The organism is Martinezella rhizogenes, from assembly GCF_000799715.1.
GTDB classification, from domain to species: domain Bacteria; phylum Pseudomonadota; class Alphaproteobacteria; order Rhizobiales; family Rhizobiaceae; genus Rhizobium; species Rhizobium rhizogenes_C.
Window position 1 is genome coordinate 198,085 of record NZ_JUHG01000018.1, and the last position, 12,591, is coordinate 210,675.

Here is a 12,591-nt window from a genome sequence, read left to right on the forward strand (position 1 = left end):
TGCAGACTTAAATGCGATAGCGTTTTTCGCGCATCCTTCAGGAGGCGCTGCGCAGCAGGAGTTTTTCCTGTCTCCGCAGTGGCGCAGGCGCGCGATAGCCGAGCAGTTCGAAATAGATTTCCTCCGTCGCGTCGGCCATGCCGGCGAGCGTATAGCCATCCTTGCGCTGCCGGGCCTCGACGGTGAAGTTTCCAAGCAATTTCGGGTCGGCAAAGCGCCGCATCGCCATCGCCAGTTCCGAGGGATTGTCGCTGTTGGCGACGATATAGCCGTTGCGGCCGGGCTCGATCACCGTGCGCGCGCCGCCGACATCGGTCAGAAGCAGCGGCTTGCCGCCGGCCGCAGCCTCCAGCATGACATAGGACATCGCCTCGTAACGGCTGGGCATGACGACGACGTCGAAGGCGTCGATGGCGGCGGCGCCGGGGATTGCATCATCGAGATGGGCGCGATCTTCAAGGCCGGCGGCCCTGATCATGCACTGGACCTTGTCAGCCAGTTCGCCGACCCCGATCATCAGCAGATGCGCTCGCGGCAAGTCCCTGGCGATACGGGCAAAGGCCTCGACAAGTCGCTCCGGTGCCTTCTGCCGTGTCAGTCGGCCGACGAAACCGAAGAGCAGGGCGTCCTGCGGTATGCCATAGCGCGCCCGGATGGCGGCGCGTTGTCCTGATGGCGGCGCGCTGACGCCATTGACGACGATGCGCAGGCGGGCCTCCGGAATGCCCAGCGATCGCGCGTGGTCATATTCATCGCGGGACACGCAGATCAGGCGGTCGGACAGCCGGCTGCCGAGCAGCCGCTCGATTCCGCCATAGATCGTCCGGCCCTTGGAACCCAGCGTCGGGTCCATGGTGCGGAAGGCATGCGGCGTGTAGATGACCGGGACATGCGGGCCTGGAAGCCGCAGGCGCGTCAGCGCGCCCGCCTTGGAGCTGTGACCATGGATCAGATGGAACGGTCCGTGCCGTGCAACAACCCGGCGAATGTTCCACCATGCGGCAAGATCCCAAGGGCCCGGCGCGCGCCGCATGGCGAGCGGAATGACGCTATCGAGACCCATGCCCTCCAGCTCCGCGACGAAGGCGGCTTCGGCGCGCAGCGGCGAATAGACCGCCGTCACCGAATGACCCCGGTGCTGCATGGCGCGGCAAAGGTCGAGGAAATGCCGCCCGGAGCCGCCGCCGCTCGGTTCGAGGACTTGCAGCAACGACAGGCGTTTGACGGCGACATTGATGTTCATGGTGTCGCTTCCCTTCGAGACAGGCCAAGCTGATGATGTTGCTCCAGTGCCCCGCAGCCCCAGACGATACCGATCAGCATGTAGAGATGGCGCCAATGGTCGGTGTCGATGACGTTGCCGATGCCGACATGGCCGAGAATGACGATCCAGGCGATCATCAGATAGGGCTGCCAGGGCCGCTCCTTCAAAAGGTTGCGAAAGCCGATATAGATGGTCCAGCAGATCATGCTGACCCAGCAGAAGAAGCCGAGCCAGCCATAGGTGGTCAGCGATTTCAGCCAGATATTGTGTTCGTCCTCGCGAAAGAGGGTGGAGAACACCAGCGGCCCGATGCCGAGCGGCCGTTCCATCGACATCATGAAGCCGAGGCGATGCCGCTCGAAGCGACCGAGATGGCCGCCGTCGTAATCCTGTACGAGCTGCGTGCGGGTCGAGAACAGGTCGCTGACCTGGTGGAATTGCAGCGCGACGATCAGCACGGCGACCATGAGAACGATCGCCGTCAGCGACATCACGAGGATGCGCAGCCGAAAGGCATTGCTGCGGTGCTTCAGCAGCATGCAGAAGATCAGCATCACCGAGGCGAAGCCGAACAGTGCCCAGGCGGCACGCGAGAAGGAGAGAAAGATGCCGAAAGCCAGAACGATGAGGCAGAGCGCCTTGATCGGCGCCTTCTTGAGATCGCCGATCAAGATGCCGTGCATGAGGAAGATGGTCGGTGTCACCAGGTAGGGACCGAAGACATTCGGGTCCTGGAAGGCGCCCATGGCACGGTCGTAGCGAGTGAAAATCCCGAAGCCCGGAACGGCGTGGAAATAGCCGAGGATGCCGAGGCTTGCCGTGATCAGCGCGGCCACGACCCAGGTGTTGAAGATCAGCTTCAGCCGTTTTTCGCTGTCCTCGATGATGGCGGCGTAGAAGACGGCGCTCAGCGCCAGGAAGGTGGAGACCGCGATATAGACCGGCCCGTCGAGATGGTCGCTGGCGCCGAGATCGCGCATCTGCGTCAGCGACAGCATGCCACCGACATTGAAGGCAAGGAAAAGAGCCAGAAGCGGTGCGGTGCTGCGCGAGATTTTCAGCCCAAGAAGAAACCAGACGCCGATGAGAAAGGCGAGCCACAGTTCATAGGGCGCGGGTTCGGCGATGACGAAGCCCGACAGGAACACCCCGAAGGCGACGCAAGCCGTGCCGATCAGCCGGAACGTGGCAAGCTGCGGCCGCTCGACGCGCTGGTATGGGAGGTCGATCGCGGTCAATAGGCGTTTTCCGTGTTCAGAAGACGGAAGGGCGTCAGGAACAGGATCTTTAGATCGAAGAACAGCGACCAGTTCTCGATGTAATAGAGGTCATAGGCCGTGCGGAACTTGATCTTGTCGTCGCTGTCGATCTCGCCGCGCCAGCCGTTGATCTGCGCCCAGCCGGTGACGCCGGGCTTGACGCGATGGCGGGCGAAATAGCCTTCGACCACGTCGGAATAGGTGCGGTTGTGGCTTGCCGCCAGCACGGCATGCGGGCGCGGCCCGACGAGCGACAGGTTGCCGAGCAGCACATTGAAAAGCTGCGGCAGCTCGTCGACCGAGGTCTTGCGGATGAAGCGGCCGACCGGTGTGACGCGAGGATCATTCTTGGTGACCGCGTTGCGGGCCGTCGGATCGCTCATATGCGTGTACATCGAGCGGAACTTGAGGACCTTGATGATCTCGTTGTTGAAGCCGTGACGCTTCTGCATGAAGAAGATCGGCCCCTTCGAGGTCGTCTTCACCGCGATAGCGGCGGCAAGCATGATCGGCCAGAGGAGGAGAAGCGCGAAGACGCTGAAGAAAACATCGAAAATGCGCTTGGCGACACCATCCCAGTCACGGATCGGCTTGTTGAAGATGTCGAGCATCGGCACCGCGCCGACATGCGAATAGGCGCGCGGGCGGAAGCGCAGCTTGTTGGCATGCGCCGCCAGACGGATATCGGCGGGCAGTACCCAGAGCATCTTCAAGAGTTGCAGGATGCGGTCTTCTGCGCTCATCGGCAGCGCGATGATCAACATGTCGACCCGGGTGAGCCGGGCGAATTCGACCAGCTCGGGGACGGTGCCGAGTTTCGGATAGCCTGCGATCATGACCGGAGAGCGCTTCTCGCCGCGATCGTCGAAGATGCCGCAGATGCGGATATCGTTGTCGGGCTGGTGCTCGAGCGCGCGGATCAGTTCCTTGGCCGGCTCGCCGCCGCCGACGATGACCGCGCGCCGCTCCATGATGCCGTTGCGGGCCCAGTGGCGAATGCCATAGGCGAACATCAGGCGCGCGGCGACAAGGAAAACCGCGCCGGCGGCAAGCCAGGTGGCAAGAAGGCGGACAGAATGGATGCCATTGACATCGAAGGTGAGGAGAGCAACGGCGACCACCGCGAATGCGATCACCCACGGCAGCAGGATACGCGGCAGGAAACGGTGCGGCATGCGCAGCACCGGGATTTGATAGGCGTCGGCCACCTGCAGAAAGATGACGGCGAGCGCGCTGAGCGAGATGGTTACGGCTGCCTTTGCCAGGAAGGAATGATCGCCCGGTGCTGTCAGGAAGAGGAGAACCGCAAGCCCGACGGCGAGCAGCGACAGGAACTCGAAGAGCCGGTACTGGCCGATGACGATCGCCGGCGTCTGATTGCCTTCGCGAAACTGCTCGGCGATCTGGCGGGCATAGGCGTTGATGTCGCCGGACAGCTTATCGCCGCCCATTTCCTCGGCGCTACGGGCGCGGATTTCCGAAACCTGCTTGCGAATATGGTCCAAATCAAATTGCTTGGACTTCTCGATGGGGTTCATGGCAATTCATCCGATCGTTACCGGATATCGCCTAGCAGGTATGAGCTAAGAAACGCTTACAACACTTGTTTGTATTCTAACGTTCGGCGTCTGGTCCAAGTATATTGTAATATAGGTTGACAGTATCCCTCGCCATGATCGAGGCTGAAAAAGCCGAGCGGATTGTGCCGATATCGGGCATGACGCGACGAGCCCAATCGGGCTCGGTGAGGGCCTCGGCCATCACGCGCGAAAGATCGTCTGTATCATCGGGAACCGCAAGCGCCGCGCTGTTCTCTCCGAGCGCTTCCGGAATACCGCCGACGCGCGACGCGATCACGGCTTTCTCCGCCGCAAGCGCCTCGAGCACAATATAGGGCATGGCTTCGGCGCGCGAGGGGACGACGACAGTCTGCGACAGGGCAAACGCGTCCTGCACGCGCATGGCGGGCAACAGGCCAATGCGCTGGCCGAGGCCGCGCTCGATCATCATCGTCCGGTATTTGTCCCTGTCCGGCCCGTCACCGATCATCAGCGCGGAGAGGGGGCGGCCGATCCGCCGTTCGGTCTTGGCGAAGGCCTCTACAAACAGGTCGGGACCTTTGAGGTCCCGCAGCATGCCGATATAGACGAAATGGACCGAGTCCGATCGTGTGGGGACGGTCCTGAAGTCACTGTCGCTGATGCCGTTGTAGATCAGGGCCGTGCGCGTGCGCGGCTTGCCGATCTTGCGCTCGTAACTTCGACGTTCGAAATCACAGATGAAGATCAGCCCGTCGGTCAGGAATTCCAACAGCCGCTCCAGGCTATGGACCAGAATGCCCTGCGGCGAGGTGCGCGAGAAATGCAGGCTGCCGCCATGCGCTGTGTAGAGGCGGGCTACGCGATACTTCTTCACCCGCAGGACTGAGCCGATGATGCGCGCAAGCAGGCCGCCCTTGGCGCCATGCCCATGCAGCACATCCGGCCGCAAACTTTTGATTGTCTTGTAGCTCTTCCAGAGCGTCGTCATATCGGACAGGCTGATATGCCGCCGGATCGGCAGGCGCGTCACGCCGAGCGCGAGGAAGGGCCTGACGTCGTCGAACAGCCGGTCCTCATGCGCCCCGCCGGTAAGACTGTCGCAGAGAATACCGACCTGATGTCCCGCCTTGCTCTGCTCCTCCGCCAGATCGCGGATATGGCGGAAGACCCCGCCGACCGGTGACCTGAAGCAATGGAGGATGCGGAGCGGTTTTGTCATCATCGTGAACGGTCAGAACAGCCGTTCGCGGATATAGATCGTATCGCCCGCCAGCACCGGATCCGAGATGCCGACACGACCGGTCATGACATGACCGTTGATCTTGCGGGTCACATCGGCATTGGCCTGGTTGGCGCGGCTGCTGAAGCCGCCAGCGACTGCGATGGCGTTCTGGATCGTCATGCCGGGCACGTAGGAATATTGGCCGGGCTGGCCGACTTCGCCCATGATGTAGACCGAGCGGTAGCGGTCGATATCGATGGTGACATCGGGATCGCGGATATAGCCCTGGCGAAGTTTCTGCGCGATCTGGCCGGAAAGCTGCTGCAGCGTGCGGCCGCGGGCAGGGACCTGGCCGATCAGCGGGAAGGCGATATAGCCGGCCTGGTCGATCGTATAGGTGTTGGTCAGGCCTTCCTGATCGAAGACGGTCACGCGCAGGCGATCGCCGCTATCCAGCATATAGGGCTGGATCGTCGCTTCACTGAAGGCCTTCGGCGCGGGCTGATAGGTGTTGCAGCCGCTGAGCGCGGCGCTCACGGCAGCCATGCCGAATGCCAGGACAATCTTTGGCTTTGTGAAGGGCATTTCGCGCTCACGGATGAGGAAATTCACTGCCGTCGTTATCGATCCGTTAGGGTTAACGGTCGGTAAAGAGCGAAGAAAAATCCGCGTCATTTATTAGTAGTCGCGAAAGTAATACTGAAAAATACTATTAACGCTTGGGTTACTATAGTCGTTTACGATTAAACTTGGCTTTATATTATGGAGTTCTTGTATATGCCCGGCATCAACAACAGCCAGCAGGATGTTGATATTGATCTGGCGCTGCTCTTTCGCGCCATATGGCAGCGACGGCTGCGGGTCATCGTCATTACGCTCGCCGGCGCATGTCTGGCCTTCGCCATCGCCAAGGTCGTCTCTCCGGAATATCGCAGCGAAACCCGCATCCTGATCGAGCAGCGCGCGCCGGCATTCGCGACGACGACGCAGAACAACGACGCGGGCGCGGCTCCCTTGCTGGACGAGCTTAATATCGCCAGCCAGGTGCAGATCCTGCAATCGGCCGATCTCGTCAAGCAGGTGATCACCAATCTGAAGCTTTACGAGCATCCGGAATTTGACGCGGCGACCAGAAGCTCGGCTTTTTCCGACATTCTGGTCATGCTGCACCTGAAGAAGAGCTCGCTCGACAAAGCGCCGGAAGAGCGGATGCTCGATGCCTTCACCAACCGGCTGCAGGTCTATCAGATCAACAGTTCCCGCGTGATCGGCGTCAGCTTCACTTCCCGCGATCCGGATCTGGCGGCCAGCGTTCCGAACGCGATGGCGCAGGTCTATCTGTCGATGCAGAGCGGCGCCAAGCTCGATTCCAATAGCGAGGCGACGCGCTGGCTGGAGCCGGAGATCACCAATCTGCGCGAGAAGGTCAGCGAGGCCGAAAAGAAGGTCGCCGACTACCGCTCCGCCAACGGTCTTCTTCAGACCAGCGACACCAATACGTTCGCGACCCAGCAGCTTGCCGATATTTCCGGTCAGCTGGCACAGGTGCGCGGCGAAAGGGCCAATGCCGAAGCGCGCGCACAGGCCGTACGCGGTGCGCTCGCCTCCGGCCGATCCACCGATGCGCTGACCGACGTCTCGGGCTCGCAGACCATCCAGCGGCTGAAGGCAACGGAATCCGGTCTGGAATCGCAGATTTCGGATCTGTCCACGAGCCTGATGGAGGGGCATCCCCGACTGAAGAGCCTGCGCGCCCAGCTGACCGACATCCGCCAGCAGATCGACCGCGAGACCCAAAAGATTCTCGCCAGCATCGAGAGCGAAGCCAAGGTCGCGCAGTTGCGTGAACAGCAGCTCGTGGGGCAATCGAACACGCTGAAAGCGGATAGCGCCCGGGCAGGGCAGGATGAAGTCGGCCTCAACGCTCTGGTACGGGAAGCGACCGCGCAACGGCAATTGCTGGAAACCTATCTCGCCCGCTATCGCGAGGCCGCATCCCGCGTCAACAAGAATTCAAGCCCGGCGGATGCCCGCGTCGTCTCCCAGGCCGTCGAGCCGGTCGATCCCTATTTCCCGAAGGTTGGACCGATCGTCGTCGTCGCCGCGCTCGCATCCTTTCTCCTGACCTGCATCGTCATCATGCTGATGGAGCTCTTCAGCGGCCGCGCCCTGCGACCCGTTGGCCCGGCGGAGCGCGAGGCTTTGGTTCAGAAAGAAAGCGCTGCTCATCCGCTAACCGCTGCCAACGCACAACAGAGTGCTGTGCCGGCAAGCATGCTCTCCGTCGCTGCCGATCAGGCATTGGCGCGGGATATGGAAGAGGCGGTCGATCTTGGACATTTGCCGCAAGCGGCCGCGGAAGACGAGGAAGATTTCTCCATTCAGTCGGTCGCCGACTATCTGATCGGCCACGACTCCCGCCTCGCCATTGCTATATCGCCGACCGGTGACAATGGCTCCACGGCGACCGTGATGCTGGCACGCACCATCGCCGATGCCGGATGCCGGATCGTGCTGGTCGATATGACGGGAACCGGCTGCCCATCACGGCTGATGGCCGAATCCGACGATCTTTCGGGGGTGACGGACCTGCTCTGCGGTGAGGCCGCCTTCGCCGACACTATTCATCCGGATCGCCTGTCCGACGCCCATCTCGTGCCGCAGGGCACCAGCGATGTCGGTCGCGCCATGCGCGGCGCGGATCGCCTGTCGCTCATCCTCGATGCGCTCGGTTCGGCCTATGACATCGTTCTGGTCGAATGCGGCGCGGCAGATGTCTCCGGCGTCGCCAAACTGACGCGCAGCAAGGATACGGAAATTCTGCTCTCCATGCCGGAGCCTGACGAAAGCCAGTTCATGGCAGCGATGACGGAATTCCAGAAGGCTGGCTACGAGCACATCATCCTGATGTCCGGCTGGCGCGTTGAGCATGGCTCCGACGCCCGCCAGCACGCCGCCTGATCAATCCTTGTCGGCTTCTTCCGTCGAAGAGGCGTTGCTGCCCTGCCGCGAGCGCTGTCGCTGGATCAGCCCATAGAGCCACGGACTGGCCTTGATGGCTGCCTTGGCGCGGGTGATGCTTCTTTGCACGAAAGCCGCGACATGACCGACCGCCGAGACCGGCAGGATCAGGTCGTGCTGCACGGTCTCCACCGGACACCAGGAGCGCTTGTAGCCCTGATCACCGATGCCGAAGTCGAAGAGGGCAACACCCTCGCGATGCAGCCGCTCGATCATCAGCCAGAACAGCAGTTCTCCTGGGCTTGCCTCCGGAACCAGCGTCTCGTCGATCGAGGCGAACTGGCAGATCACGTGATCGCCCTTGCGTGAGAGAGCGGCGATCGCCGGAATGTGCCCCTCATGCTCGCCCTTCAATCGCAGCGCGTGCATCTCGAGCGTGATGTCGACTCCTCCCGCGTCCCGATGCGCCAATAGCCGGTGCAGCGCGGATTGGGTCGGCGCATCCTGGAACACGTCCGGCAGACCCGCCTCCTTGAAGCGAACCGCCTTCTGCCGAAAGAACAGGTCGAGTAGCGCATCCTGTTGATCAGGCCCTGCGATCACATGCTCATAACCGCCCTTGTCATCGAGGATGCGGCTCTGATGTTTGAATTTCTTGCGCCGCCGCTTTGCATTCACCTGCTTCAGCGTCGTTTCAAAGGAGCCGAGGAAGGGCAGTTGAAAGGCGTGGTTCTGATTTTCGACTGATGGCAGCGAGGCGAGGGGGCTTTTGCGGCCGCGCCAGGTGAGCGGCACGTTGCGCAGCAGCATCAAGTCGGCCTTACCCCGCAATATCAGCGCGATCTCCGCCTGTAGCGAGGCCGTCATGCCATTGCCCACGGCTTCCTGAAACTCTGCGGAAAATAGGCCAGTATTGATGTTGCTATGACGTGCGCCGATGAATTCGGCACGGCGCACGCCCTTGGAGCGAATGATCTCCAGCGGCAGGATAAAGGCGGTGCGGCCATTGAAGGAGCCGTGGACGATTGCCAGTCGATGCCCAGAGGTTTCGACCCAGGCCGCGCACCAGTCATAGCTCTGGTGGAGCGAGGCGAGAGCGTCTTGCTCCAACGCTCGCCACTCGGCCTCCAGCGGCGCCATGTTGTCGAAGACCTTGATGTCGATACTGCGACCAGCTGCCGACGGCACGGCAGCGGACCCAATATTCCCGCGCACCGCATTCGTAGCGGGCATGTCGGCGATATCGAATTTCTGCCTCTGCACCTGATGTCTCCAATCGGACGGCATTCGGATACAGTCTTCGCTCAGGCGGCTTATTTTTGATTTAAGGTGACGTCATGCGAAGGATTTCCCGCTCATCACGGTTATCCTCGCGTTAATCCGTGATCGTTTGACCACGCATTTATCGCGGGCGCGGCCCGGCCATCCACTTGATGATCCCCATCGCCGGCAGCACCCAGATGATGCCGCTCACGAAGAAATAGAGGAAATGCATCCAGCCGGGTTGATCGGCCAGCGTGCGCACCGCCACGATCATCGCCACGATTGCATAGATCACGACCAAAAGGACGAGCAGGATCATCCCGACAAATTTGCGCAGGCGAAGGGGCACGGAATGGTTTCTCCTCTTACGACGGCATACCGCGACGGCATGCCGCAAACTCCCAGGACTTGTTTTGCACGCCCCCATCAGGCAAATCAACAGGCGCATTGAAGGGAGACACCATGGCTGTCGCTAATTTGACGTCGGAACAGGCTGTTTTGAACGAAGTGGCCCGTCAGGACCGCAATCGCCGTGCTATCCGCATCTGGCTCGGTTGCGTGCTTCTGGCGCTTTTTGCCCTCGTGCTGGTGGGTGGCGCAACGCGGCTCACCGAATCCGGCCTGTCGATCACAGAATGGCAGCCGATCCATGGCGTCATCCCGCCGCTCAATGCACAGGAATGGCAGGAGGAGTTCGACCTTTACAAGCGCATCCCGCAGTTTCAGCTGTTGAACAGGGATATGACGGTTGACGAGTTCAAGAGCATCTTCTGGTGGGAGTGGGCGCATCGCTTTCTTGCCCGCGCCATGGGCATCATCTTCGGCGTACCCTTGCTGTTCTTCGTGCTCAGCGGCCGTGTCGAGCGCAAGCTATGGTTGCCGCTTGGCGGCATTTTCCTGCTCGGCGGGCTGCAGGGAGCGATCGGCTGGTGGATGGTATCATCAGGCCTGCAAGCGCGTACCGACGTCAGCCAGTATCGTCTCGCCACCCACCTTGTCACCGCCTGTCTGATTTTCGCCGCCTGCATGTGGTTCATGCGAGCGCTGTCGCCGCATTCGAACGAGCCGGCGCCGACGCGCTATTCGGCGAAACTTGCCGGCCTCATCGCTTTCATGGCGCTGTTCCAGATCTATCTCGGCGCGCTCGTTGCCGGCCTCGACGCGGGCATGTCCTACAATACTTGGCCGCTGATGGATGGGGCGGTAGTGCCGGGCGGATTGTTCGTGCAGTCGCCTGGGTGGATCAATTTCTTTGAGAACCCGAAGATGGTGCAATATGTCCATCGCCTCGGCGCCTATGCGCTCTTCGCCGTCGTCGCGATCAACATGATCATTTCACTGCGCGCCGCGGCGGAGACCACTCATGCCCGCCGTTCGGTTGTGCTGTTCGTGCTGGTGCTGATTCAGGCGGTCCTGGGTATTACGACGCTGCTGTTGCAGGTGCCGCTGCATCTGGCGCTCGCCCATCAGGCCGGCGCGCTTGTCGTCTTCGGCTTCGCCATCGCCAACTGGCGCGGTTTTTACGGAGAATATCCGCGCCAGACGGTCATTGCCGTGAGGGACTAAGGCGGATGACCTGCTCGCCCTCTTGTTTCGCAAAGCTTCAGCGCGACGCAATATTGCTGGGCGCAGACGACAGACGCGCCACCACCTGTATGCGTTTGAATTCGCCGCGCTTGAAGGCAGCCAGGAAGCGGGCGTAATCCTTAAAGACCACGCAGCCGTTCGATTCGCCGCGGCCTCCTCTGAGCATGTATGAGTGAGTGAGCAAGCCGTCGCGGCCATAGACGCGGGCGCCGTTCGTGGGTGTCAGGCGCAGCGCCTGAACGCCATGGAACAGACTTTCCCTATATGTCAGGTCATAAGTTTCAGGCGGCGTCGGGCCGGTGTTTTTGCGGTCGACATAGCGGGGATTGTCACGCATGTGGCCGAGGCCGGAATGCGCTTCGAGGCGTTCGCCGCTCGGCAGATAGACGGTTCCAGCCGAGATATCGTAGATGGCGGTGCCTTTGCCGCCGCGCGGGCTGATGGCCGCGAAGGGGTTGAGGAAGGGTTTCGGCCTGGTTTCATCGTCGTCCGTCTTGGCGTAGGCCATCGGACGCGCGGGCGGTGCGGCGACAACCGTGTCGTCACTGCGGGACCTGACAGGCGCAGCCGAGGCGACAACGGGCGCCCTTTCCACTACATGTTCCGGGCGGGAAAGCGGTATCACGCTCGGCAGGTTCGCGGCGACCGGCAAGGTCTCTGCGACAGGCAGATCGGTGTCCTTTGCAGGAAGCGGTACGGCATCGACCTCAGCCGGCGCGCCGGCAAGGGGAGCAGCGGAAGCAATTTCAACCGGCCGCGGGGCGGCGTTTGCCGGCGCGGCCGTCGGCAAGGATGCGGCGGCATATCTGACCTGCATCAGCGATTGCACTGTGCTGGCGAAGTTGAGAGCGATCACCTTGCGCAGATGGTCGATTGCGGCGGGCGACGCCGCTATGACCGGACGGTTGCCCTTGATGCTTGACGCCGAAGCCTGCGCCTGTCGAAACTCGGAGGCCTGCTGCGCAAGGGCGCTTGCAAGCTGTGCCCGCATCGCATCGGCAGCGGTTGCCTTGGGCTGTACGACGACGTCCCTAGTCGCCGTATATCCGGCCCCGCCGATCGGCGCGTCGGCCGGCACGCTGCTTGCGTGACTTGGCTGGTGCATCGGCAAGGTCTGGCTCGCCAGGCGGGCAGGGCGTGTCAGATGGCTTTGCGGCACGATGAAAGCAGATGCCCTCGGCGTGAACGAATCTATCGCCGACATATTCGCGCCAGGCAGGGACAGGACCATCGATTGCGTGGTGATCAGGGTCGCCGCTACCCAGGCGAAAACCACCACCGAGATACCGGTGACGACGGTGCCGGGACTGATCCCGGAGGATTTGTTCCGGCGCAAAGCAGGCCCGGAACGGGAATTGATGTTACCGAACGTCTCGGCCGCAAACGCCATGATACTCTTGATCCAAACTACATACGCACCATGCCGGCTCACAAAGGTATCCGTGCCGGGACGCGTAATCTGCGTCCGGACGCCACTCTGCCGGCTGTCGGAAA

Annotated in this window: 10 protein-coding genes; 2 read left to right on the forward strand and 8 right to left on the reverse strand. The window is 61.7% G+C overall.

Annotated elements, in window-relative coordinates:
* Window positions 1-37: 37 nt before the first annotated feature.
* The 5 genes from EX00_RS27190 to EX00_RS27210 form a co-directional block, all read right to left on the reverse strand.
* The gene (locus EX00_RS27190) at window positions 38-1,243 is read right to left on the reverse strand and encodes a glycosyltransferase family 4 protein (protein ID WP_047464905.1); all 1,206 of its coding nucleotides are present in this window, start codon (window positions 1,241-1,243) and stop codon (window positions 38-40) included.
* The gene (locus EX00_RS27195) at window positions 1,240-2,502 is read right to left on the reverse strand and encodes an O-antigen ligase family protein (RefSeq protein WP_047464907.1); all 1,263 of its coding nucleotides are present in this window, start codon (window positions 2,500-2,502) and stop codon (window positions 1,240-1,242) included. The genes EX00_RS27190 and EX00_RS27195 overlap by 4 nt, the downstream gene beginning before the upstream one ends.
* Window positions 2,499-4,061: an undecaprenyl-phosphate glucose phosphotransferase gene (locus EX00_RS27200; protein ID WP_047464909.1), complete on the reverse strand. Its 1,563-nt coding sequence runs from the start codon at window positions 4,059-4,061 to the stop codon at window positions 2,499-2,501. The genes EX00_RS27195 and EX00_RS27200 overlap by 4 nt, the downstream gene beginning before the upstream one ends.
* A gap of 76 nt (window positions 4,062-4,137) precedes the next feature.
* Window positions 4,138-5,283 (reverse strand): glycosyltransferase family 4 protein, encoded by a 1,146-nt coding sequence (locus tag EX00_RS27205; RefSeq protein ID WP_047465191.1) that lies wholly within the window; start codon window positions 5,281-5,283, stop codon window positions 4,138-4,140.
* Between the two features lie 12 nt (window positions 5,284-5,295).
* The gene (locus EX00_RS27210) at window positions 5,296-5,871 is read right to left on the reverse strand and encodes a polysaccharide biosynthesis/export family protein (RefSeq protein WP_047465192.1); all 576 of its coding nucleotides are present in this window, start codon (window positions 5,869-5,871) and stop codon (window positions 5,296-5,298) included.
* Between the two features lie 192 nt (window positions 5,872-6,063).
* On the opposite strand from EX00_RS27210, the gene EX00_RS27215 reads away from it, so the two are divergent.
* Window positions 6,064-8,247 (forward strand): GumC family protein, encoded by a 2,184-nt coding sequence (locus EX00_RS27215; protein ID WP_047464911.1) that lies wholly within the window; start codon window positions 6,064-6,066, stop codon window positions 8,245-8,247.
* Here EX00_RS27215 and EX00_RS27220 read toward each other — a convergent pair whose 3' ends face one another.
* Window positions 8,248-9,510, reverse strand: a complete 1,263-nt coding sequence (locus tag EX00_RS27220) for a GNAT family N-acetyltransferase (RefSeq protein ID WP_047464913.1) — start codon at window positions 9,508-9,510, stop codon at window positions 8,248-8,250.
* 139 nt (window positions 9,511-9,649) lie between these two features.
* Window positions 9,650-9,859: a DUF2842 domain-containing protein gene (locus tag EX00_RS27225; RefSeq protein ID WP_047464915.1), complete on the reverse strand. Its 210-nt coding sequence runs from the start codon at window positions 9,857-9,859 to the stop codon at window positions 9,650-9,652.
* Window positions 9,860-9,972: 113 nt separating this feature from the next.
* Here EX00_RS27225 and EX00_RS27230 point away from each other — a divergent pair, with 113 nt between their 5' ends.
* On the forward strand, window positions 9,973-11,076 hold the full coding sequence (locus tag EX00_RS27230) for a COX15/CtaA family protein (RefSeq protein ID WP_047464918.1): 1,104 nt from the start codon (window positions 9,973-9,975) through the stop codon (window positions 11,074-11,076).
* 37 nt (window positions 11,077-11,113) lie between these two features.
* Here the strand turns inward: EX00_RS27230 and EX00_RS27235 are convergent, their stop codons facing one another.
* Window positions 11,114-12,487 carry a tlde1 domain-containing protein gene (locus EX00_RS27235; RefSeq protein ID WP_047465196.1) on the reverse strand — a complete coding sequence of 458 codons (1,374 nt, stop codon included), beginning with the start codon at window positions 12,485-12,487 and terminating at the stop codon, window positions 11,114-11,116.
* Between the last annotated feature and the right edge of the window lie 104 nt (window positions 12,488-12,591).